This window comes from Citrobacter freundii complex sp. CFNIH2 (assembly GCF_002880615.1).
Taxonomy (GTDB): Bacteria; Pseudomonadota; Gammaproteobacteria; order Enterobacterales; family Enterobacteriaceae; genus Citrobacter_A; species Citrobacter_A amalonaticus_F.
This window is the reverse complement of sequence record NZ_CP025757.1, coordinates 2,329,455-2,352,345: the sequence shown is the minus strand read 5'-3', so window position 1 is coordinate 2,352,345 and position 22,891 is coordinate 2,329,455. Positions and strand designations below refer to the sequence as shown.

At 56.0% G+C, this 22,891-nt stretch carries 19 protein-coding genes; 12 read left to right on the top strand and 7 right to left on the bottom strand.

Features of this window, described 5'->3' with window-relative positions:
• Positions 1-166: 166 nt before the first annotated feature.
• The 4 genes from fes to wzz(fepE) all read left to right on the top strand — a co-directional run bounded on the left by fes (position 167) and on the right by wzz(fepE) (position 6,905).
• Entirely contained in the window at positions 167-1,417 is a 1,251-nt protein-coding gene (gene fes, locus WM46_RS11635) for an enterochelin esterase (RefSeq protein ID WP_262360497.1), read from the top strand.
• 30 nt (positions 1,418-1,447) lie between these two features.
• Complete coding sequence (locus WM46_RS11630; protein ID WP_061076784.1) at positions 1,448-1,666, top strand: MbtH family protein; 219 nt, start codon at positions 1,448-1,450, stop codon at positions 1,664-1,666.
• Positions 1,663-5,559, top strand: coding sequence for an enterobactin non-ribosomal peptide synthetase EntF (gene entF, locus WM46_RS11625; protein ID WP_102602312.1), 3,897 nt, complete (start codon positions 1,663-1,665; stop codon positions 5,557-5,559). The genes WM46_RS11630 and entF overlap by 4 nt, the downstream gene beginning before the upstream one ends.
• Positions 5,560-5,771: 212 nt before the next feature.
• On the top strand, positions 5,772-6,905 hold the full coding sequence (gene wzz(fepE) / locus WM46_RS11620) for an LPS O-antigen length regulator Wzz(fepE) (RefSeq protein ID WP_102602311.1): 1,134 nt from the start codon (positions 5,772-5,774) through the stop codon (positions 6,903-6,905).
• 37 nt (positions 6,906-6,942) lie between these two features.
• Here the strand turns inward: wzz(fepE) and fepC are convergent, their stop codons facing one another.
• Genes fepC through fepD form a run of 3 tightly spaced genes read right to left on the bottom strand, consistent with a single transcriptional unit; the run spans position 6,943 to position 9,727 of the window.
• Positions 6,943-7,737, bottom strand: coding sequence for an iron-enterobactin ABC transporter ATP-binding protein (gene fepC, locus WM46_RS11615; RefSeq protein WP_043001464.1), 795 nt, complete (start codon positions 7,735-7,737; stop codon positions 6,943-6,945).
• A complete protein-coding gene (gene fepG / locus WM46_RS11610; RefSeq protein WP_102602310.1) occupies positions 7,734-8,726 on the bottom strand; it encodes an iron-enterobactin ABC transporter permease in 993 nt (330 codons plus the stop codon). The genes fepC and fepG overlap by 4 nt, the downstream gene beginning before the upstream one ends.
• Positions 8,723-9,727: a Fe(3+)-siderophore ABC transporter permease gene (gene fepD / locus WM46_RS11605; protein ID WP_102602309.1), complete on the bottom strand. Its 1,005-nt coding sequence runs from the start codon at positions 9,725-9,727 to the stop codon at positions 8,723-8,725. The genes fepG and fepD overlap by 4 nt, the downstream gene beginning before the upstream one ends.
• Positions 9,728-9,838: 111 nt before the next feature.
• Between fepD and entS the strand changes: the two genes are divergently transcribed.
• A complete protein-coding gene (entS, locus tag WM46_RS11600) occupies positions 9,839-11,077 on the top strand; it encodes an enterobactin transporter EntS (RefSeq protein ID WP_102602308.1) in 1,239 nt (412 codons plus the stop codon).
• 49 nt (positions 11,078-11,126) lie between these two features.
• Here entS and fepB read toward each other — a convergent pair whose 3' ends face one another.
• A complete protein-coding gene (gene fepB, locus WM46_RS11595; RefSeq protein ID WP_061076789.1) occupies positions 11,127-12,065 on the bottom strand; it encodes a Fe2+-enterobactin ABC transporter substrate-binding protein in 939 nt (312 codons plus the stop codon).
• Positions 12,066-12,249: 184 nt separating this feature from the next.
• On the opposite strand from fepB, the gene entC reads away from it, so the two are divergent.
• The 7 genes from entC (at position 12,250) to WM46_RS11560 (ending at position 19,630) form a co-directional block, all read left to right on the top strand.
• A complete protein-coding gene (gene entC, locus WM46_RS11590) occupies positions 12,250-13,425 on the top strand; it encodes an isochorismate synthase EntC (protein ID WP_102602307.1) in 1,176 nt (391 codons plus the stop codon).
• Between the two features lie 9 nt (positions 13,426-13,434).
• A complete protein-coding gene (gene entE, locus WM46_RS11585) occupies positions 13,435-15,042 on the top strand; it encodes a (2,3-dihydroxybenzoyl)adenylate synthase EntE (protein ID WP_102602306.1) in 1,608 nt (535 codons plus the stop codon).
• 13 nt (positions 15,043-15,055) lie between these two features.
• On the top strand, positions 15,056-15,913 hold the full coding sequence (locus tag WM46_RS11580; protein WP_102602305.1) for an isochorismatase: 858 nt from the start codon (positions 15,056-15,058) through the stop codon (positions 15,911-15,913).
• Positions 15,913-16,668 carry a 2,3-dihydro-2,3-dihydroxybenzoate dehydrogenase EntA gene (gene entA / locus WM46_RS11575; RefSeq protein ID WP_061076793.1) on the top strand — a complete coding sequence of 252 codons (756 nt, stop codon included), beginning with the start codon at positions 15,913-15,915 and terminating at the stop codon, positions 16,666-16,668. The genes WM46_RS11580 and entA overlap by 1 nt, the downstream gene beginning before the upstream one ends.
• Before the next feature lie 2 nt (positions 16,669-16,670).
• The gene (gene entH / locus WM46_RS11570; protein WP_061076794.1) at positions 16,671-17,084 is read left to right on the top strand and encodes a proofreading thioesterase EntH; all 414 of its coding nucleotides are present in this window, start codon (positions 16,671-16,673) and stop codon (positions 17,082-17,084) included.
• Between the two features lie 185 nt (positions 17,085-17,269).
• Positions 17,270-19,375, top strand: a complete 2,106-nt coding sequence (gene cstA, locus WM46_RS11565) for a pyruvate/proton symporter CstA (protein ID WP_061076795.1) — start codon at positions 17,270-17,272, stop codon at positions 19,373-19,375.
• 57 nt (positions 19,376-19,432) lie between these two features.
• Positions 19,433-19,630, top strand: coding sequence for a YbdD/YjiX family protein (locus WM46_RS11560; RefSeq protein WP_043001453.1), 198 nt, complete (start codon positions 19,433-19,435; stop codon positions 19,628-19,630).
• A 48-nt stretch (positions 19,631-19,678) separates the two neighbouring features.
• Here the strand turns inward: WM46_RS11560 and WM46_RS11555 are convergent, their stop codons facing one another.
• The 3 genes from WM46_RS11555 to dsbG all read right to left on the bottom strand — a co-directional run bounded on the left by WM46_RS11555 (position 19,679) and on the right by dsbG (position 22,581).
• A complete protein-coding gene (locus WM46_RS11555; protein WP_061076796.1) occupies positions 19,679-20,296 on the bottom strand; it encodes an IbrB-like domain-containing protein in 618 nt (205 codons plus the stop codon).
• Positions 20,281-21,504, bottom strand: coding sequence for a phosphoadenosine phosphosulfate reductase (locus WM46_RS11550; protein WP_102602304.1), 1,224 nt, complete (start codon positions 21,502-21,504; stop codon positions 20,281-20,283). Before WM46_RS11550 ends, WM46_RS11555 begins: the two co-directional genes overlap by 16 nt.
• Positions 21,505-21,834: 330 nt before the next feature.
• Positions 21,835-22,581 (bottom strand): thiol:disulfide interchange protein DsbG, encoded by a 747-nt coding sequence (gene dsbG / locus WM46_RS11545; RefSeq protein ID WP_102602303.1) that lies wholly within the window; start codon positions 22,579-22,581, stop codon positions 21,835-21,837.
• Positions 22,582-22,891 lie beyond the last annotated feature (310 nt).

Below are 22,891 nucleotides of genomic sequence, written 5' to 3'. Positions count from 1 at the left end.
TACCAGGCACCTGAGATCGGTATCCGGCCCGATGTCGCCCGCCTCTGCGAAAACCCTCCGTTCCAGAAAAGCCCGCAGCGCGGTTGGTTAAAAACTGTTCGCGCTTCCCACGGCGCGTCAATACGCTATTGCAAATGCAAATAGTTATCAATAATATTATCAATATATTTCATCAAACAATGAAAAAAATCACAATAAACATGAGGTTATGACGGTGACGGCGTTAACGGTAGGCAGTGAGGCCTGGTGGCAGTCAAAAAACGGTCCGCAATGGACGCGTGAAGCAGACGGAAATTACCGGGTGACCTTCTGGTGGCGCGATCCGCAGGGGAGTGAGTTTCACTCAGCCATTCAGCGCGTCTGGGTATACATCACTGGCGTTACCGATCATCACCAGAATGTCTTTCCTCAAACGATGCAGCGTATTGTCGGAACGGATGTCTGGCAGTGGCAGACCGTGTTAAGCGCTAACTGGCGCGGCAGTTATTGTTTTATTCCCTCAACGCAGGACGAGTCGTTTGCCTCGTTGAAGGCTGATGGCGTGTTGGATCGCACGGCATTGCGCGAAGGCTGGCGGCAACTGTTGCCACAGGCGATTGCCGATCCGCTTAATCCGGTGAGCTGGAAAGGGGGGCGAGGGCACGCCGTGTCGGCGCTTGAGATGCCGCAGGCCCCTGCGCAACCGGGCTGGGACGCCCCACAAACGCCAGTGTCATCGCCGGTGGTTCTGCACTGGAACAGCGCGCGTCTGGGCAATACGCGTCGGGTATGGGTCTTTACGACTGGTGATGCGCAGCCGGATGATCGCCCCCTGGCGGTTCTCCTCGATGGGCAATTCTGGGCGCAGAGCATGCCCGTCTGGCCAGCGCTCACTTCACTCACTCAGCGGGGGCAACTGCCAGCAGCGGTTTATCTGCTTATTGATGCCATTGATACCACACACCGCAGCCGTGAACTTCCCTGCAACGCGGATTTCTGGCTGGCGGTGCAACACGAATTATTGCCGCAGGTCCGGCATGTTGCGCCATTCAGCGATCGTCCTGAGCGCACGGTCGTTGCAGGGCAAAGTTTTGGCGGGTTGTCATCGCTGTTTGCCGGGTTGCACTGGCCGCAGCGCTTTGGCTGCGTGCTCAGCCAGTCCGGTTCTTACTGGTGGCCCCATCGCGGCGGTCAACAGAACGGGCTGATTATTGAACAACTTCGCACCGGTACGCTGTCCGCAAAGGGATTGCGGATTGTCCTCGAGGCGGGAGTCCGCGAGCCGGTTATCTTTCGCGCGAACCAGGCGCTCTACACACAACTACAGACGACACAGCAGTCGGTTTTCTGGCGTCAGGTTGACGGCGGACATGATGCGCTTTGCTGGCGTGGTGGCCTGACGCAGGGGTTGATCGACCTCTGGAAGCCGCTGCTCTGAGCGAACGATTTTCCACGACAGGAGTTGAGTATGGAATTCAGTAATCCCTTCGATAACCCGCAGGGACAGTTCTACATTCTGCAAAATTCGCAACAGCAGTTTAGCCTCTGGCCGCAGCATTGCGCATTACCTACTGGCTGGCAGATGGTATGCGAACCGCAGTCTCAGGAAGCTTGCCAGCAGTGGCTGGCGCGTCACTGGACCACGTTAATTCCCGGTTATTACGCCGTTTCGCAGGAGGCGCAATGAGCCCTCGTTTACCGCTTGTTGCCGCACAGCCTGGCATCTGGATGGCGGAAAAACTCTCCACATTACCTTCCGCCTGGAGCGTCGCACATTATGTGGCGTTAACCGGTGAACTGGATGCGCAACGACTGGCGCGCGCAGTCGTCACCGGTTTACAGCAGGCTGATACCTTACGGATGCGTTTTACCGAGGATAACGGCGACGTCTGGCAATGGGTCGATGACGCTTTTACGTTTGCTGAACCGCAGATTTGCGATCTCCGCAGCGCGGCGAACCCGCATGATGCCGCGCTGGCGCTGATGCAGGCCGACCTGCAGCAAAATCTGCGCGTCGATGGCGGCAAGCCGCTGGTACATCATCAGTTGTTCCAGGTTGGTGACGACCAGTGGTACTGGTATCAGCGCTATCATCATTTACTGGTCGATGGTTTCAGTTTCCCGGCGATTACCCGCCAGATAGCGGCAATTTACAGCGCATGGCTCCGGGGGGACGCGACGCCTGACTCACCCTTCACGCCGTTTGCTGAGGTGGTGGAAGAGTATCAGCAGTATCGTCAGAGTGAGGCCTGGCAACGCGATGGCGCGTTCTGGGCCGAGCAGCGCAAACAGCTTCCGCCGCCAGCGTCGCTTTCACCCGCACCGCTGCCGGGACGGGCGGCGACGTCTGACATTTACCGCATGAAGCTTAACGCCCCGGAAGGCGCGTTTCGCCACCTGGCGACGCAACTGCCTGACGTGCAGCGAACCGATCTGGCGCTGGCGCTGGTAGCGCTCTGGCTGGGACGACTGTGCAGCCGGATGGAATACGCGGCAGGCTTTATCTTTATGCGCCGCATGGGCTCGGCGGCGCTGACCGCCACCGGCCCCGTACTCAACGTGTTACCGCTGGGCGTGCGTATTGATGCTGCAGAAAAACTGCCAGAACTGGCAAAACGGCTGTCCGCCCAGCTTAAGAAAATGCGCCGTCATCAGCGCTATGATGCGGAGCAAATCGTCCGCGACAGCGGCCGGGCGGCCGGAGAAGATCCGCTTTTTGGCCCGGTGCTTAACGTCAAAGTCTTCGACTATCAACTGGAGATCCCGGGTGTCACGGCGCAAACCCATACGCTGGCGACGGGACCGGTTAACGATCTTGAACTGGCGCTGTTCCCGGATGAAGAAGGCGGACTGAGCATTGAGCTTCTCGCCAACCAACAACGTTATGATGAAGCCACGCTCAAACAGCATGCGTTGCGTCTGATGGCGCTGATCGAACAGTTTGCCGCTAACCCAGCCTTGTGCTGTGGTGATGCCGATCTGCTGCTTCCTGCTGAATATCAGCAGATTGCGCAGGTCAACGCCACGGCGGTTGAGATCCCGTCCACGACGCTCAGTGCGCTGGTGGCGGAACAGGCGAGTAGAACGCCGGACGCGCCCGCGCTGGCGGATGCCCGCTATGATTTCAGCTACCGCGAAATGCGCGAACAGGTGGTGGCGCTCGCCGGTATGCTGCGTGAACACGGCGTGCAGCCGGGTGATAGCGTCGCGGTGGCCTTACCGCGCTCCGTATTTCTGACGCTGGCGTTGCACGGGATTGTTGAGGCCGGTGCGGCCTGGCTGCCATTAGATACCGGTTATCCGGACGATCGTCTGCGAATGATGCTGGAAGACGCGCAGCCGAAACTGCTGATCACCACAGCAGAACAGTTACCACGCTTTAGCGATATTCCGGGGCTGGAAAGCCTCTGCTATAGCGAACCGCTGTCGGCAGGCGATAGCGCGCCGCTGGGGTTATCGCAACCGCAGCATACGGCGTACATCATCTTTACTTCTGGTTCAACGGGCAGACCGAAAGGGGTGATGGTCGGGCAAACCGCCATTGTTAACCGTCTGCTGTGGATGCAAAACCAGTATGGGCTGACGACGCAGGACGTCGTGGCGCAAAAAACACCATGCAGCTTTGACGTCTCGGTGTGGGAATTCTTCTGGCCGTTTATCGCCGGGGCGAAGCTGGTGATGGCGGAACCGGAAGCGCATCGCGATCCGCTGGCCATGCAGCGCTTCTTTGCCCACTACGGGGTGACGACGACCCACTTTGTGCCATCGATGCTGGCGGCATTCGTCGCCTCGCTGACGCCAGAGAGCGCCGGTGAAAGCTGTGCAACGTTAAAGCATGTCTTTTGCAGCGGCGAAGCCTTACCTGCTGATTTATGTCGCGAGTGGGAACGGCTGACGCATGCCCCGTTACATAATTTGTATGGCCCAACGGAGGCGGCGGTTGATGTCAGCTGGTATCCGGCCTGGGGCGATGAACTGGCAAACGTCACTGGCAGCAGCGTACCGATTGGTTTCCCGGTATGGAATACCGGGTTGCGGATCCTGGATGCGATGATGCATCCGGTTCCTGTTGGCGTGGCGGGCGATCTCTATCTGACCGGTATCCAACTCGCACAGGGCTATCTTGGCAGGCCGGACCTCACGGCGAGTCGGTTTATCGCCGATCCGTTTGCGCCGGGAGAGCGGATGTACCGTACCGGAGACGTTGCGCGCTGGCTGGATAACGGTGCGGTGGAGTATCTGGGACGCAGTGACGATCAGCTCAAGATCCGCGGTCAGCGTATCGAACTGGGCGAGATCGATCGTGTGATGCAGGCGTTGCCTGATGTTGAACAGGCGGTGGTTCACGCCTGCGTCTTTAATCAGGCGGCGGCAACAGGAGGCGATGCCCGCCAGTTGGTGGGGTATCTGGTCTCGCAGTCAGGACTTCCGCTTGATATCCCCGCGCTCCAGGCACAACTGCGGGAAAAGCTCCCGCCGCATATGGTGCCAGTGGTGTTGCTGCAGCTGGCGCAACTGCCGCTCAGCGCCAACGGTAAGCTGGATCGTAAAGCGCTACCGATGCCGGAATTAACATCGCGAGCCAAAGGAAGAGCCCCGCAGCCGGGTAGTGAAACAACGGTGGCGAAGGCATTCAGTGAGCTGCTGGGCTGTGACGTCAACGACGTTGAGGCCGATTTCTTTGCGCTGGGCGGCCATTCGCTACTGGCCATGAAGCTGGCGGCGCAACTGAGCCGGACCGTCACCCGTCAGGTGACGCCGGGGCAGGTCATGGTGGCCTCGACGGTAGCGCAACTGGCGGCACTGCTGGATGCGGATGATGACGCACAGGTACAGCGTCTGGGGTTTGAAACGCTGCTGCCGTTACGCAAAAGCGACGGCCCAACGCTATTTTGTTTCCATCCGGCATCAGGATTTGCCTGGCAGTTTAGCGTACTGTCGCGCTATCTCAGTCCGCAATGGTCCATTACCGGTATCCAGTCGCCGCGTCCGCAAGGGCCGATGCAGACGGCAACCGATCTGGACGCGGTCTGCGAACACCATCTGGCGACGCTCATTGAACAACAACCGCACGGTCCGTATTACCTGCTGGGCTATTCTCTCGGTGGCACGCTGGCGCACGGTATTGCCGCACGTCTGCGGGCGCGGGGTGAAACCGTCGCCTTCCTCGGCCTGCTAGATACCTGGCCGCCGGAAACGCAGAACTGGTCAGAAAAAGAGGCCAATGGACTCGACCCGGAAGTACTGGCAGAAATTGACCGCGAGCGGGAAGCCTTTCTGGCCGCGCAGCAGGGGAACGCCTCTGGCGAATTGTTTAGCACTATTGAAGGGAACTACGCTGATGCGGTTCGCTTACTGACCAGCGCGCACAGCGTTCCCTTTGATGGGCGCGCGACGCTGTTTGTTGCCGAGCGCACCCTGCCGGAAGGCGTAAGTCCGGAGCGCAGTTGGGCGCCGTGGATCGCGGAGCTGGAGGTGTATCGCCAGGACTGTGCACATGTGGAGATTATCTCTCCGTCAGCCTTTGAAAATATTGGTCCAATCATCGCCGGGTGTTGTAATAAATATAACCGTGATTGATTAATACTGAGCCAGTTATTTGTCCCCCGTAACAACGCGTCATTGTTACGGGGGATTTTTTATTGTGATAATTCTGTTATTAGGAATATTACCGCCAGGGGTCAAATTCTGAATTTGGCTTTATCCGTGCATTAGTATTTCGGAATGTTTTAGGGGTTTGCTACGCTATTGGCATAAATAACTTTCATGGAACAAGCATCAGGACGTACGGTATGCCGTCACTCAATGTGAAGCAGGATAAAAATACGGAATTTACGCGTTTTCCGTTGCCGCAGACCCAGAGTAATGAAATCGATTTATTAAACCTGATTGATATTTTATGGCAGGCGAAAAAACGCATTATTGCGTGCACGTTTGCGTTTGCGTGTGTGGGGCTATTCATCACCTTCTTTTTGCCACAACGCTGGACCAGCGAAGCGGTGGTGACGCCAGCTGAGCCAATTCAGTGGCAGGATCTGCAAAGAACGCTGACGGGATTACGTGTTCTGGACCTTGATGTCAGTGTGGATCGTAACAATACCTTCAATCTCTTCATCAAGAAATTTCAGTCGTCTTCACTGCTGGAGCAATATTTACGCTCATCACCGTATGTGATGGAGCAGTTAAAAGGGGCGAAAATCGATGAAATGGACCTGCATCGGGCCATTGTCGCGCTGAGCGAAAAGATGAGCGCGGTGGACAGCAATGCCGGAAAGAAAAACGAAACGGCACTGTACACGTCATGGGTGCTGAGTTTTACGGCTCCAGCCAAAGAAGAGGCGCAGCAGGTACTGGCGGGCTATATCCAGTTTATTTCTGAGATAGTCGTGCAGGACTCGCTGGAAAATATTCGCAATCAGCTGGAAGTCAAAACCCGCTTTGAGAAAGAGCGTCTGGCTCTGGATCGCGTCAAACTTAAAAATCAGCTGGATACCAATATTCAACGACTCAATTATTCTCTGGAGATTGCAAATGCCGCCGGAATTAAAAAACCGGTTTACAGTAATGGCCAGGCGGTGAAAGACGATCCTGATTTTTCTATTTCTTTGGGCGCTGATGGGATCCAGCGAAAGCTGGAGATTGAAAAATCGGTCACGGATGTGGCTGAACTGAATGCCGAGTTAAAAAACCGGCAGTATTATGTTGAGCAACTGGAGTCAGTCAATGTTCAGGATGTGAAATTCTCGCCGTTCAAATATCAGCTCAAGCCTTCATTACCGGTGAAAAAACAGGGGCCAGGTAGAATGATCGTGGTTGTGCTGGCTGCACTGATCGGAGGGATTATGGCCTGTGCTGGCGTACTTCTCCAGCATGCTATGGTATCGCGTAAACGGGATGAAACCATGATCAGGGAGCATCTGGTCTGATTGACGACCGGAAGGCTCAGCGCCTTCCGGCCAGCGGTTAACGGCGGCCCAGAGGCACCACCAGCGGTGTGCCCGCTACCGGGTCGTCGATAATCATGCAACGCAGCCCATAGATTTTCTCAATTAATTCAGCGGTGACAATCTCCTTCGGCGCCCCCTCTGCGACAATTTTTCCTTCACGCAACGCGATCAAATGAGTGGCATAGCGGCAGGCCTGGTTGAGGTCATGCAGCACGGCGGCGAGGGTGTAGCCTTTCTCGCGATTCAGTTCGCTCAGTAATTCCAGCAAATCAATCTGATGGCTGATATCCAGCCAGGTGGTCGGTTCATCGAGCAGCATGATTGACGTTTCCTGCGCCAGAACCATCGCTATCCATGCGCGCTGACGCTGACCACCGGATAGCGTATCCACACTTTGTCCGGCCAGATGGGTAATACCGGTGGCGCGCATGGCCTGCGTCACGGCATCTTCATCTTCTTTGCGCCAACGGGTAAACAGCGGCTGATGCGGATAGCGCCCGCGCGCCACCAGTTCCTGCACGGTGATATCGCCCGGCGTCGTCGCATTTTGCGCCAACAAACCGATGCGGCGAGCAACTTCTTTGCTGGGATAACGCTGAATCGGCTCACCGTCCAGCCAGACGTGACCGTTTGCCGGCGTCATCAGCCGACTGAGGGTTCGCAACAGCGTCGATTTCCCGCAGCCATTGGGGCCGATAATGGCCGTGAAATGACCATCGGGAATGGTGACGTTGAGGTCTTCGGCAACGGTGAACTTTCCATAACCCAGCGTTAACTGGTCGCCACGCAAACGGGCTACTGATTCGGTCATTTTTTGCGGGACTCCTGAATTAACAAGGCGATAAGGTAAATACCGCCGATACTCACGGTGACGACACCCACCGGAAGCTGATAAGGCATAAACAGTTGCTGCGCGCACAGATCGGCCGCCAGCAGTAACAGCGCGCCGCAGAGTGCGGCCTGGGTTAATCCCCAACGCGCGGTGCCGCTCAGGCGACGGGCAATATGTGGGGCAACCAGCGCGATAAAGGAAATCGGTCCGGCCAGTGCGGTGGCGGCTGCGGTTAACACCACGGCGACCAGCATCATGGCGAGCCGTGAGCGCTCCACGCTGACTCCCAACGCGCAGGCGCTGTCATCACCCATCTCCAGCAGACGCATGCGCCGCACCAGCAACCCGGCGCCTGCCAGCATGAGAATAATGATCGGCGCGGAAGGCCAGGTTTTTGCCCAGGTCAGACCGTTAAGCGAGCCGGCATTCCACAATCCGGCGGTTAATGCCGTGTCCAGCGAAGCCTTCAACAACAGCCAGGTGTTAAACGCAAACAGCATGGCACGAATGCCGATGCCGATAATGATCAGGCGGAAGGTTTCAATACCATTGCGCCAGGCCAGCAGCCAGACCACCAGTGACGTCAGAATCCCGCCAGCCATCGCTGCCAGCGCGATAGCCGTCAGATGCTGACCAAACAGTACCATCGCGACCAGTACGCCGCTCCAGGCTCCGGTATTAAAGCCCATCACATCCGGGCTGCCGAGCGGGTTACGCATCAGGGACTGAAAAATCGCCCCGCTGACGCCGAGTGCAGCGCCAATCAGCAGTGCCATCAGCACGCGCGGCAAGCGCCACTCGGTCACCACCATCGTCAGGCTACGCGGCGCATCGCCGGTTAAGGCAGCAATAATTTGTGGGATTTCCAGCGTCACTGCGCCGCTACGCAGACCCCAGAGCGCGAAGATCAGGCAACCGACCGTCAGAAGCAGGCAAGCGATCAGCAGGCGACGCGATACGTACATCATGCGGCACCTCGCGGACGACGACGAACCAGAAAGATCAACACCGGAGCGCCAATAAACGCGCTCACGACGGACACGCGCAGTTCGCCGGGAACAATCAGACGACCAATAATATCGGCAAAAAGCAACAGAACAGGGGTGGCGATCAGCGTCACGGGGAGCGACCAGCGATGGTCGGCGCCGACCAGCCAGCGCGACATATGCGGCATCATCAGACCGATAAACGCAATGGGCCCAACAATCGCCGTGGCGCTACCGCATAAGACGGTGATGGCTAACAGACCGATAAGTTGCGTACGCGCGACTTTGCTACCAAGCGCGGTGGCGGTATCACTTCCCAGACTCAGGCTGTTCAACGCCCGACTGAGCATCAGCGCAGTGGCACTGGCTATCAGCACAGGCACAATAACCACCTTGAGGGTTTGCAGATTGCGGATATCCAGTGAACCGGCCTGCCAGTAACGAAGCTGATCGTAGACGTCAGGATTCAGCAGGGAAATACCGCTGGTGAGACCTTCCAGAACTGCGGCGAGCGCGACGCCCGCCAGCGTCAGACGTACCGGGCTCAACTGACCGCCGCCCTGACTGCCCGTAAACGCCACAATCAGTGACGCCACCAGCGCGCCGATAAAGGCCATCACCAGTTGTTCCTGCGGTGTGGAAAAGCCGAACAGCGCCGCACCCAGCACGATGGCAAAACTGGCCCCGGCGTTGACGCCAAGCAGCCCAGGATCGGCCAGCGGATTGCGGGTGAGCGTTTGCATTAACGCCCCGGCGAGTCCCAGCGCGCCCCCGGCCAGCAATCCTGCCAGCGTTCGCGGCAGGCGGGCGTCCAGTACGATAGTACAATCGGCACTTTGACAGGTGCCAGTGAGCGATTCCAGAACCACGGAGACGGGTAAGGATTTTGCACCGATGGTCAGACTTAATGCCGTGGCGATAACCAGTAATAACAACAATCCGGGCACGGCAATGGCACGCGTCACGGAAACAGAACATGACATATCAACTTCCCTGATAATGATAGTAATTATCGTTATCGATCTTATTTGATTATGTTAGCATGTGCAGCCATTGAATGGATAATGAAAAAAAGATCGCATTAAGGCGTTGTAATGAATCGACAATCCTGGCTGCTTAACCTCAGTTTGCTGAAGACACACCCGGCATTTCGCGCTGTCTTCCTGGCCCGTTTTATCTCTATTGTTTCGCTCGGACTGCTCGGCGTCGCGGTACCCGTACAGATCCAGATGATGACGCACTCCACCTGGCAGGTGGGCCTTTCGGTAACGCTGACCGGCAGCGCGATGTTTGTCGGGTTGATGGTCGGTGGCGTCCTGGCCGACCGTTATGAACGCAAAAAAGTGATCCTGCTGGCGCGCGGTACCTGCGGTATTGGCTTCATCGGTCTGTGTCTGAACGCCATGCTGCCGGACCCTTCGTTGATTGCGATTTATCTGCTGGGTCTGTGGGACGGCTTTTTTGCCTCGCTGGGCGTGACGGCATTGCTGGCGGCAACGCCTGCGCTGGTAGGGCGCGAAAACCTGATGCAGGCAGGGGCGATTACCATGCTGACCGTGCGTCTGGGCTCGGTGATTTCGCCCATGCTGGGTGGACTGTTGCTCGCCACCGGCGGTGTGGCCTGGAACTACGGTCTGGCGGCGGCAGGTACCTTTATCACCTTACTACCGCTGTTGAGCCTTCCGGCGCTGCCGCCACCGCCGCAGCAGCGTGAACATCCGCTGAAATCCTTATTGACGGCGTTTCGCTTCCTGCTTGCCAGTCCGCTGATCGGTGGTATTGCGCTGCTTGGCGGTCTGCTGACGATGGCCAGCGCCGTGCGCGTGCTCTATCCGGCGCTGGCGATTAGCTGGCAGATGTCAGCGGCGCAGATTGGCATGTTGTACGCCGCCATCCCACTCGGGGCGGCGGTTGGCGCACTCACCAGTGGGCAACTGGCGCACAGCGTGCGTCCGGGATTAATCATGCTGGCCTCGACCGTGGGGTCATTTTTGGCCATTGGCCTGTTTGCCCTGATGCCTGTCTGGGTACTCGGCGTGGTGTGTCTCGCGCTGTTTGGCTGGCTGAGCGCCATCAGTTCGCTGTTGCAGTACACGATGCTGCAAACGCAGACGCCGGAAAATATGTTAGGGCGCATCAACGGCCTGTGGACGGCGCAGAACGTCACCGGAGACGCGATTGGCGCGGCGTTATTAGGGGGGCTGGGAGCGATCATGACGCCGGTGGCTTCGGCGAGCGTTAGCGGCTTTGGTCTGGTGATTGTGGGACTGCTACTGCTGCTGTTACTCAGTGAATTACGTCGATTCCGCCAGACGCCGCCGGAACCCGCATAGTGTGAGACTGGCCGGATAACGCGTTATCGTCGCTATCCGGCAATGGCGATTAAAACAGCGTGGAGAGGCGGTTTAGCACCCGCATCGCGCTGTAATAATCCAGACGGAAAGACTCGGTGCCCAGGGCATAGACGCGCTTGTTCTGTACCGCAGGCAGATGCGCCAGCAGTGGGTTAGCGTAAATCGCCTGTTCGTCTTTCTCGTCGCCGGCAAACAGGAACAGCGCTTCTCCGTTCAGTCCGGCTGCCAGATTTTCACCGCCAAGCTGAATGATATCGTGACGTTTCCCCTGGCTTTGACTGGGCTGCAGTCCGCCAGGCAATGTTGCCAGCGTGAAGCCGAGTTGCTCCAGCATTTTTCCCTGCGCGGACTCTGGCGTCCACAGATTGGCTCTGTGGGCGGCGGCGGTGTAGACCAGCGCGCTCACCGGTTGCGGCGGCAATTTCAGTTGCTGCTTAACGATGGTTAGCTGCTTATCAAATTCCGCAATACGTGCGGCGGCCTGTTTCTCCTGGCCGGTAATCTCGCCTAACTGCGTCAGCAGCGACTGCCAGCTTTTATCGTCGTAATTGATGATAAGCGTCGGGGCAATAGGCGAGAGCTGATCGTACAGCGCCAGGGCAGAGTCGCCGCCGGTCGCGCTAATCAGAATGAGATCGGGCATTTGTGCTGCCACCGCTTCGGCGTTCGGTTCGCCAATATACAGGCGCGTCAGCTTGCGCGTTTTTGCCACGTCGCCCCATTGACGTAAGAATCCCTGATCGTCAGCCACGCGGTTATTAGGTGTTGTCGCCCCGCTGGCGACCACCGGCGCATCAATCGCCAGCAATGAACCGGTCAGCGTGACGCTGGTAGAGACGATGCGTTCAGGTTTGTGTTCCAGCGTGTGGCTGCCGCGAACGTCGGTCACCTGACGCGGCCAGTCCGCCGCATAGGCTGAGGAGAATCCGAAAACGAAGAGCGTAACGAGCAGGGAAGGCAGTCTCACAAATCAGTTCCTGTGCTGAGTTATTAATGCTTCTCATTTTCATTATTAAGCGTAAGGGATGCAAGCGTTAGTCGCACTTTGTGCTACCTCAAGAGTTGACATGTCGCCTGTTTGCTTTTAGGTTAGCGCCCGAAAATATAAATGATAATCATTATTAAAACCTTTATCATTTTTGGAGGATGATATGGATACGTCTTTGGCCGAGGAAATTCAGCAGACCATGGCAACACTTGCACCCCATCGCTTTTTCTTTATGTCGCCGTATCGGAGTTTCACGACGTCAGGATGCTTCGCCCGCTTCGATGAACCTGCCGTTAACGGCGATTCGCCAGACAGCCCCTTCCAACAAAAATTACACGCACTGTTCGCCGATGCCAAAGCACAGGGTATCGCAAACCCGGTTATGGTGGGGGCGATTCCGTTCGATACTTGCCAGCCATCATCGCTGTTTATTCCTCAGAGCTGGCAGACCTTTTCTCGCCAGGAAAAGCAGCAATCATCACGCTACTTTACCGATCATCAAACACTCAACGTCACGGCGCGTAACGCCATTCCCGAGCAGGAGACGTTCGAAGAGATGGTCGCGCGCGCCGCTGCGCTGACGGCGACGCCGGAAGTCGACAAAGTGGTGCTATCGCGACTGATTGACATCACCACCGACGCCGAGATCAACAGCGGCGCGCTGCTGGAACGTCTGGTGGCGCAAAACCCGGTTAGTTACAACTTCCATGTCCCGCTCCACGATGGCGGCGTCTTGCTCGGTGCGAGCCCGGAACTGCTGCTGCGCAAAGAAGGCGATCGCTTTAGCTCACTGCCGCTGGCGGGCTCCGCGCGCCGTCAGCCTGATGACGTGCTGGATCGGGAAGCCGGAAACCGCCTGCTGGCCTCAGAGAAAGATCGCCATGAACATGAGCTGGTTACGCAGGCGATGAAAACCGTGCTGCGCGAGCGCAGTCAGGATCTGCAACTGCCGTCTTCGCCACAGCTCATCACCACACCCACGCTCTGGCACCTCGGCACGCCGTTTGAAGGCAAAGCCAACGCCGGCGAAAACGCGTTGACGCTGGCCTGTCTGCTGCACCCGACGCCTGCGCTGAGTGGCTTCCCGCATCAGGCGGCGAAACAGCTGATTGCCGAACTGGAGCCGTTCGACCGCGAACTGTTTGGCGGCATCGTCGGCTGGTGCGACGCCGAAGGCAACGGTGAGTGGGTGGTAACCATCCGCTGTGCGAGGTTACGGAAAAATCAGGTGCGTCTGTTTGCAGGCGCAGGGATCGTCCCGGCCTCTTCACCGGTGGGGGAATGGCGTGAAACCGGCGTCAAACTTTCCACCATGTTGAACGTTTTTGGATTGCATTAAGGAGCGATGATGAGCATTCCTTTCACCCGGTGGCCTGACGAATTTGCCCGTCGGTACCGCGAAAAGGGCTACTGGCAGGATCTGCCGCTGACGGATATTTTGACCCGCCATGCAGAAAGCGACCATACGGCGGTCATCGAAGGTGAGCGCCAGTTGAGCTATCGTGAACTGAATCAGGCGGCGGACAATCTTGCCTGTACGCTGCGCCGTCAGGGGATCAAATCCGGCGAAACCGCGCTGGTACAGCTGGGCAACGTGGTGGAGTTGTATATCACGTTCTTTGCGCTGCTGAAGCTTGGCGTCGCACCCGTGCTTGCTCTGTTCAGCCATCAACGCACTGAACTTACCGCCTATGCGACGCAGATCGAGCCCGCGCTGCTGATTGCCGATCGTCAGCACGCGCTGTTTGCCGACAATGATTTTCTGAATACGTTTATTGCTCAGCATAATTCTATTCGCGTGGTGCATCTGCTCAATGACAGCGGCGAGCACTGCCTGCAAGCGGCGATAAACCAGCCAGCAGACGCGTTTACCGCCACGCCATCGCCTGCGGATGAGGTGGCTTACTTCCAGCTCTCCGGCGGCACGACCGGGACGCCGAAGCTGATCCCGCGAACCCACAACGACTATTATTACAGCGTGCGTCGTAGTAATGAAATCTGTCACTTCACCGCCGATACGCGTTTTTTATGCGCCATCCCTGCCGCGCATAACTACGCTATGAGTTCACCCGGATCGCTGGGCGTATTTCTTGCCGGTGGCACTGTAGTGCTGGCCGCAGACCCGAGCGCCACGCTGTGCTTCCCGCTGATTGAAAAACATCAGATCAACGCGACGGCGCTGGTGCCGCCGGCGGTCAGCCTGTGGTTACAGGCGATTAACGAGTGGGGCAGCAATGCGCAACTGGCTTCACTGACGCTGTTACAGGTTGGCGGTGCGCGCCTCTCCGCATCGCTGGCAGCGCGGATCCCGGCTGAAATTGGCTGCCAGTTGCAGCAGGTTTTCGGCATGGCGGAAGGTTTAGTGAACTATACCCGTCTCGACGACAGCCCGGAGCGAATCATCAATACCCAGGGGCGTCCGATGTGCCCGGATGATGAAGTGTGGGTAGCAGATGCCGACGGCAACCCGCTGCCGCAGGGGGAAACGGGACGGCTGATGACGCGTGGCCCGTACACCTTCCGTGGTTATTACAAAAGTCCGCAGCATAACGCCAGTGCCTTTGACGCCAACGGTTTCTACTGTTCAGGCGATCTGATCGCCATTGACGAGGATGGCTACATCACCGTTCAGGGACGAGAGAAAGATCAGATCAACCGTGGCGGCGAGAAGATTGCCGCGGAAGAGATCGAAAACCTGTTACTGCGTCATCAGGCGGTGATCCATGCGGCGCTGGTCAGTATGGAAGACGAGCTGATGGGGGAAAAGAGCTGCGCGTATCTGGTGGTGAAAGAACCGCTGCGCGCGGTACAGGTGCGTCGCTTCCTGCGCGAGCAGGGCGTCGCTGAATTCAAGTTACCGGACCGGGTGGAAATCGTTGAGGCGCTGCCTCTGACTCCGGTGGGTAAAGTCGATAAAAAACAATTACGTCAGTGGCTGGCTACACGTTCGGCCTGAAGGAGAACACGCAATGGCAATTCCTAAACTGCAGGCTTACGCGCTGCCAACCGCGCTCGATATTCCGGTCAATAAGGTCAACTGGGCGTTTGACCCGGACCGTGCAGCGCTGCTGATCCACGATATGCAGGACTACTTCGTCAGCTTCTGGGGTGAAAACTGTCCGATGATGGAACAGGTGATCGCCAATATCGCCGCGCTGCGCAACTACTGTAAAGCGCATAATATTCCGGTTTATTACACCGCGCAGCCGAAGGATCAGAGCGATGAAGATCGCGCCCTGCTTAACGACATGTGGGGGCCGGGACTGACGCGCTCACCGGAGCAGCAAAAAGTGGTCGCCGCGCTGGCGCCGGATGAAGCCGATAATGTGCTGGTGAAATGGCGTTACAGCGCGTTTCACCGTTCCCCGCTGGAACTGATGTTGAAAGAAACCGGCCGCGATCAGCTGATTATCACCGGGGTATATGCACACATTGGCTGCATGACCACCGCGACGGATGCTTTCATGCGCGATATCAAGCCGTTCATGGTAGCGGACGCGCTGGCCGACTTTAGCCGTGAAGAGCACCTGATGTCGCTGAAGTATGTTGCGGGACGTTCAGGCCGCGTCGTGATGACTCAGGAGTTGTTGCCCGCGCCGGTTCCAGCCAGCAAAGATGAACTGCGGGCGCTGATTTTACCGCTGCTCGATGAGTCTGATGAACCGATGGATGACGAGAACCTGATCGATTACGGTCTGGACTCGGTACGGATGATGGCGCTGGCAGCACGCTGGCGTAAAGTGCACGGCGATATCGACTTCGTGATGCTGGCGAAAAAACCGACCATCGATGCCTGGTGGGCGCTACTCTCCCGCGAGGTGCGCTAATGGCCGGATTTGATTTTCGCGGCAAAGCGGTGTGGGTCACCGGAGCGGGTAAAGGCATTGGTTACGCCACGGCGCTGGCGTTTGCTGAGGCCGGGGCACAGGTCACCGGCTTCGATCGCGAGTTCACTTTACAGGATTATCCGTTTGCCACTGAGGTGATGGATGTGGCGGATGCCGGACAGGTGGCTGAGGTTTGTCAGCGCGTGCTGGCACACACGGAACGGCTGGACGTGCTGGTGAATGCTGCCGGAATTTTACGTATGGGCGCGACCGACGCGCTGAGTCCACACGACTGGCAGCAGACGTTTGCGGTTAACGTTGGTGGCGCCTTTAATCTGTTCCAGCAGACGATGGCCCAGTTTCGCCATCAGCGGGGCGGGGCGATCGTGACTGTGGCTTCCGATGCTGCGCATACGCCGCGTATCGGCATGAGCGCCTATGGGGCGTCGAAGGCGGCGCTGAAAAGTCTGGCGCTGACCGTCGGGCTGGAGCTGGCGGGCAGCGGAGTGCGCTGTAACCTGGTGTCACCAGGATCCACGGATACTGACATGCAGCGGACGCTGTGGGTCAGCGATGACGCAGAACAGCAGCGCATTCGCGGCTTTGGCGAGCAGTTTAAGCTTGGTATTCCTTTAGGCAAAATCGCCCGACCGCAGGAGATCGCTAACACCATTCTGTTCCTCGCCTCCGATCTGGCCAGCCACATTACGTTGCAGGACATCGTGGTGGACGGCGGCTCCACGCTGGGAGCGTAACGATGATCTGGAAACGTCATTTAACGCTTGATGAACTGAACGCTACCAGCCAGAACACGATGGTGGCACATCTGGGCATTATCTATACCCGACTTGGTGACGACGTGCTGGAAGCCGAAATGCCGGTGGATACCCGCACGCACCAGCCCTTTGGTTTACTGCACGGCGGAGCCTCTGCGGCGCTGGCCGAAACGTTAGGCTCAATGGCGGGGTATCTGATGACCCGTGACGGGCAATGCGTGGTTGGGACAGAACTGAACGCCACCCATCACCGGGCGGTTTCGCAGGGTAAGGTGCGCGGTGTTTGCCAGCCGCTGCATCTGGGACGTCAAAGCCAGAGTTGGGAAATCGTTGTGTTTGATGAGCAAGGGCGCCGTTGCTGTACGTGCCGACTGGGAACCGCGGTGCTGGGCTGAGCACGCTTAATGTCATGAGATTGCAGCGTTAACGGGTGAATGGAGTGATCCAGTTAACAATGCAATGTAAATAGTCGGTGATACTTCAGGTTTATTGGGTTGTCAGGTTGTTAAAACCAGAAAAGATGTTATAGAAACAAAATGTAACATCTCTCTTCTCTGGAACACGCAAACGGATAACAACCATGAATAAATCAGGGAAATACCTCATCTGGACAGTGCTCTCGGTAATGGGTGCATTTGCTCTGGGTTACATTGCGCTAAACCGTGGGGAACAGATCAACGCACTGTGGATAGTCGTGGCGTCGGTCTGTGTCTATCTCATTGCCTATCGTTTCTACGGTCTGTACATCGCCAAAAATGTGCTGGCGGTTGACCCGACGCGTATGACGCCCGCAGTGCGCCATAACGACGGGCTCGACTATGTCCCCACCGATAAAAAAGTCTTGTTTGGTCACCATTTTGCGGCGATTGCCGGTGCGGGTCCGTTAGTCGGACCGGTACTGGCGGCGCAAATGGGCTATTTGCCAGGCATGATCTGGTTGCTGGCTGGCGTGGTATTAGCCGGGGCGGTACAGGATTTCATGGTGCTCTTCGTGTCGACGCGTCGCGATGGCCGCTCGCTGGGTGAACTGGTCAAAGAAGAGATGGGCCCAACCGCAGGGGTGATTGCGCTGGTAGCCTGCTTCATGATCATGGTGATTATCCTTGCGGTGCTGGCGATGATCGTGGTGAAAGCGCTGACCCACAGTCCGTGGGGAACTTACACCGTCGCGTTTACCATCCCGCTGGCGATCTTTATGGGGATCTATCTGCGCTATCTGCGTCCGGGTCGTATCGGCGAAGTGTCGGTTATCGGTCTGGTGTTCCTCGTGTTTGCCATTATTTCCGGCGGCTGGGTCGCGGAAAGTCCAACCTGGGCGCCGTACTTTGACTTCACCGGCGTTCAGTTAACCTGGATGCTGGTGGGCTACGGTTTCGTGGCGGCGGTACTGCCGGTGTGGCTGCTGTTGGCACCGCGTGACTACCTCTCAACCTTCCTGAAAATCGGGACCATTGTCGGTCTGGCGGTGGGCATTTTGATCATGCGCCCAACGCTGACGATGCCTGCGCTGACCAAATTCGTCGATGGTACCGGGCCGGTGTGGACAGGTAACCTGTTCCCGTTCCTGTTTATCACTATCGCCTGTGGCGCCGTTTCGGGTTTCCACGCGCTGATCTCCTCCGGCACGACGCCGAAGATGCTGGCGAACGAAGGTCAGGCTTGCTTCATTGGCTACGGCGGCATGCTGATGGAATCGTTTGTCGCCATCATGGCGCTGGTTTCTGCCTGTATCATCGATCCGGGCGTCTACTTTGCTATGAACAGCCCAATGGCTGTGCTGGCGCCTGCCGGCACTACCGATGTGGTGGCGTCTGCCGCTCAGGTGGTGAGTAGTTGGGGCTTTGCCATTACGCCGGATACGCTGCATCAGATTGCCAACGAGGTGGGTGAGCAGTCGATTATCTCCCGTGCGGGTGGTGCACCTACGCTGGCGGTGGGGATGGCCTATATCCTGCACGGCGCGCTGGGTGGGATGATGGATGTGGCCTTCTGGTATCACTTCGCCATTCTGTTCGAAGCGCTGTTTATTCTGACGGCGGTTGATGCGGGGACGCGTGCGGCGCGCTTTATGCTGCAGGATCTGCTGGGCGTGGTTTCTCCAGGCCTTAAACGTACGGACTCATTGCCTGCCAACCTGCTGGCGACCGCACTGTGCGTACTGGCGTGGGGCTACTTCCTGCATCAGGGCGTGGTGGATCCGTTAGGCGGCATTAACACCCTGTGGCCGCTGTTTGGTATTGCTAACCAGATGCTGGCAGGCATGGCGCTGATGCTCTGCGCGGTTGTCCTGTTCAAGATGAAACGTCAGCGTTATGCATGGGTGGCGTTGGTGCCGACCGCGTGGCTGCTGATTTGTACTCTGACGGCGGGCTGGCAGAAATCCTTCAGCCCGGATACAAAAGTAGGCTTCCTGGCGATTGCCAATAAGTTCCAGGCGATGATCGACAGTGGCAATATCCCGCCGCAGTACACGGAATCGCAGCTGGCACAACTGGTGTTTAACAACCGTCTGGATGCGGGCCTGACCATCTTCTTCATGGTGGTGGTCGTGGTGCTGGCGTTGTTCTCCATTAAGACGGCGCTCGCCGCTCTCAAAGAAGACAAGCCGACTGCGAAAGAAACGCCGTATGAGCCGATGCCGGAAAATGTGGACGAGATCGTTGCGCAGGCCAAAGGCGCGCACTAACGTGTAATTATGCCCCTCTCCCGATCGGGAGAGGGGATTTTCTGACAGGTGGTAATGATGTTTGATACGCTTTCGAAAGCCGGGAAATATCTGGGCCAGGCCGCAAAACTGATGATTGGCGTGCCGGACTATGACAACTACGTCGAGCATATGCGGATCACCCATCCGGATCAGACGCCTATGACCTATGAGGAGTTTTTCCGTGAGCGTCAGGATGCACGCTATGGCGGAAAAGGCGGGGCACGCTGCTGTTGAATGCGAGGGGATTCGCGCCGGATAAGCATGCCATCCGGCATAATCAGGTTATTTCACCGTCCAGGCTTTTGAAAACCGACGACTGGCAAACAGCTCCTGAAGACCGTTGATCTGTTTCAGGCGCAGGACTTCGTCCTCGTCCATCCCCAGTTCTTTACCGATTCTTTCGTCTTCCCATCCCAGTAATGCCAGTTCACGCACGATCTCAGACATCGCGTGGATCTGATGACGGCCACGGGCGCGGTTGTGGCGAATCGTCGCCGCCATGCGGTCATGACGCTCCCCCTCCAGACAAGTAATGGGTAAATAGCCTTTGAGACGGGATTTGAGCGAGGCTTTGCCTTTTCCCAGTTCATGACGATGAAAACCATCGACGATCTCATACTCTTCCGGGCTGGACTGGGTGGCAACAATGGGTTGGGTAAAGCCATCCGCTTCAATGGATTTCAGCAGCAGCTTTTTCTCCGGTGGAGCGACGTTATTGGGATTGTAATCGTTAGGCGAAATGTGTTCGTTTTTTATCCATAGCACACAGTCAACCGGCTCGTCGCGAAACGGACTGACGCTGTGAATCGCCTTTCTGAACTCATTGATGGCTTTAATTCTTTCGTCATCAGATAAGCCAGAGAGATAGCTAAGGAGGTCCTGAGTTAATCGTTGTTGCATAAAATTCCCCATTCCTTGCGTTTCGCTTTCATGCGTTCGCTATAACGCTGGTAACTTTTCGGTTTAGTTGGACTGAAAGAGAGCGCCCGACACCAGTAATCATTGTTCAATAACACTTTGCAGATGCGTCGCCAGGAGGGGATATCTTTCGAACCAATATCGCCAGTCTGCGTTTGCGGGATCTCATCAAGGCCGTTTTTCTTGTACCACTGTAAATAGACGGCGATTTTGTTGCGGTAATGCTCTGCCGTGGTGATTGGCATGCTGAGCAGTAACAGCATGGCGTAGTCCTGCCAGCTCAAGTGATCGGGCTTGAGAATTTTTCGATGGCCGTAGAAGTGATTATCCTGCCCGGCGTAGATCCCGCCGCTTCTGACGCCACTAACACGCTCGCACATCGCTGCCCATCTTTCCGGTTCAACAACATGATAGAGCCATAATCCCTGACGCTGTTCGGGGCCAAATGGCTCACAAATACGCATGTAACGGGCCGGGACACCGGCCTGATACATCAGGTTGTAGAGCGGATTACAGGGCAGATTTGTGCGACCAAACCAGGTCCAGATATCGGCTGTTTTCCAGTCATACAGCGGATAGATATACCAGGTATGTCCACCTGGCGCGGCGGTCGTCCAGGGTTTGTCATCGGCAAAACGCTGTTTACGTAAACTGGCAATTGCCACAAAACGGTTATAGGACTCATCGGCCCGAATCCCGATCATCATGGCTGCCGGGCGTTTATTCGAAAACCAGTCAGCAAATTCACGCACAAACTGTTCGAAGGTCATGCCGGATTGATAGAAGGGAAAATAGCCCGGATCGGTGATGGCGTCTGGCGGCGGTTGACGAACCCACTGGGTATTGGGTTCCCAGCACTGCCATTCGGGTTGAAACTGTGACAGTGCGTTTTGGGTGGTGAGCGGAATGGCAACCCAATAGAAATGGTCGATGACGTCGGCATACATTTCGCGCAACGCGGTAATATAACGAATGGTACAGGAAAATTGTGCTTCCCAGTCAATGAACAACACATTGATTTTTTTGTGTAGCTTACGTGCAAGATTTGCCGTCAGATGCAACATCAAGCCGGAATCTTTACCACCGGAAAAGGAGACGCATACGCGGGGAAGATTTTCGAGAGTCCAGGTGATGCGTTCTTCAGCGGCTTCAAGAACATTTTGGTTTAATGATATTTTATAAACTGACATGTATCGCTTATCCTTAAACGTTATAGTCATTCGCCTGAAATAGATATCCCTCTATAATATAAGCCTTTTTTGGGAGCGTGCAATGCTTAAATAAATTCAATGAATTAATTAAATTATATTAAATATATCTGTTTTGAATATATTTCAATTGATATTAAATGCTCGCTATACAAGCTGGTGTGGTTAAAAACAAAGAATTTTTGCAAAGAAATGTTTCTTTCTGGCTTGAGTGTTACTTTAGTGAAGCTTAAATAACGAAGTGATTTTTAAACGTGTTGTGTGAATTATTCAGGGTAATTATATCTAATTGCATATAATTACCCGTATTAATTATGGCTGCGCCATCATGGCATCCAGTTGTGCTTTTTCAGGCAAGCCAACGACCTGCTGGAGAGCATTTTCTTTACTCATATAGTAAATCGCGGGTGTGACGTTTGCGCCTAAATCATCCATGATTTTCTGGTTCATATTGAGGATCTTCATGTGTTCCGGAGAAATCGTTTTGGGTACAGTGAGCGCCATTTTTCCGCCGGAGGCTTCATAATCATGCCAGGTTTTTGCCGGGTCGTTCGATGCCAGAATGGCAGCGGCGGTAGCTGGACTCTCTGGTTTGATGACGCCGACGAGTAGCGTCCGCAATTGGACTTTGCCGGACTCCACCCATGGCCGTGCTTGTTGCCAGAATTGTTTGCAGTACGGACAGAAAGGATCAGCAAAAACATAGAGCACCACTGGAGCCTCTTTCTTGCCATCGAGAAGCCAGTTGGCTTTTTCCATGCGCTGCCACATTTCCCGTCCGGCAGGCGCATAGATCTCTTTTTCTATCAACTGATTGCTCAGGTTTTCGCCTTTTTCATTGTACATGTAGCCTGAAATGGCCTGCTTGCCATCAGGCGTCAGGTAGATAGTGACCCCCATATCCTGATATTTCCCAAGATAGCCTTTCATCCCGCCGGGCGCATCGAACGACTTTATAATGGTAATCCCTTGTTGTTCTATTGCTTTAACGGGCGCAGGCAGGTCTTCGGCCCAGGCAAAAAGAGGGAAGAGGGAGAGCAAAAGCGTACGTTTTAACATCTTTTATCCTTATAAATCAGAGCGATTGCGAGAACGGTGGGGAAACCTATCACAGCCATAGATAAGACCTCAGGCTGGAACGTTGCCCTTTCAGGAGTGGGGTGGTGTAATCCTTCTCGCTGTTACAGCCTTTGTTAAGGTAATGTAGAGCGCAACACATAGCCAGTTTCACTGGCGCTGAAGTTACCCACGGGTAGTTCAGGTAACGGGGCTGCCTGCAAAGGTGGCCCTTTTTACTTTGCGTCGTAGCACGTTCACAACGTTGAATTGAGAGGTTTGTTAGCTAACGCTTATTGATTTGATAAAGGAA

Coding starts and splice junctions, on each gene's coding strand:
- entE (WP_102602306.1), top strand. CDS start 13,435: ATGAGCATTCCTTTCACCCGGTGGCCTGACGAATTTGCCCGTCGGTAC.
- WM46_RS11580 (WP_102602305.1), top strand. CDS start 15,056: ATGGCAATTCCTAAACTGCAGGCTTACGCGCTGCCAACCGCGCTCGAT.
- entC (WP_102602307.1), top strand. CDS start 12,250: ATGGATACGTCTTTGGCCGAGGAAATTCAGCAGACCATGGCAACACTT.
- fepG (WP_102602310.1), bottom strand. CDS start 8,726: ATGATGTACGTATCGCGTCGCCTGCTGATCGCTTGCCTGCTTCTGACG.
- WM46_RS11550 (WP_102602304.1), bottom strand. CDS start 21,504: ATGTCAGTTTATAAAATATCATTAAACCAAAATGTTCTTGAAGCCGCT.
- WM46_RS11560 (WP_043001453.1), top strand. CDS start 19,433: ATGTTTGATACGCTTTCGAAAGCCGGGAAATATCTGGGCCAGGCCGCA.
- fepC (WP_043001464.1), bottom strand. CDS start 7,737: ATGACCGAATCAGTAGCCCGTTTGCGTGGCGACCAGTTAACGCTGGGT.
- cstA (WP_061076795.1), top strand. CDS start 17,270: ATGAATAAATCAGGGAAATACCTCATCTGGACAGTGCTCTCGGTAATG.
- WM46_RS11630 (WP_061076784.1), top strand. CDS start 1,448: ATGGAATTCAGTAATCCCTTCGATAACCCGCAGGGACAGTTCTACATT.
- entH (WP_061076794.1), top strand. CDS start 16,671: ATGATCTGGAAACGTCATTTAACGCTTGATGAACTGAACGCTACCAGC.
- entA (WP_061076793.1), top strand. CDS start 15,913: ATGGCCGGATTTGATTTTCGCGGCAAAGCGGTGTGGGTCACCGGAGCG.
- fepD (WP_102602309.1), bottom strand. CDS start 9,727: ATGTCATGTTCTGTTTCCGTGACGCGTGCCATTGCCGTGCCCGGATTG.
- entF (WP_102602312.1), top strand. CDS start 1,663: ATGAGCCCTCGTTTACCGCTTGTTGCCGCACAGCCTGGCATCTGGATG.
- entS (WP_102602308.1), top strand. CDS start 9,839: ATGAATCGACAATCCTGGCTGCTTAACCTCAGTTTGCTGAAGACACAC.
- dsbG (WP_102602303.1), bottom strand. CDS start 22,581: ATGTTAAAACGTACGCTTTTGCTCTCCCTCTTCCCTCTTTTTGCCTGG.
- WM46_RS11555 (WP_061076796.1), bottom strand. CDS start 20,296: ATGCAACAACGATTAACTCAGGACCTCCTTAGCTATCTCTCTGGCTTA.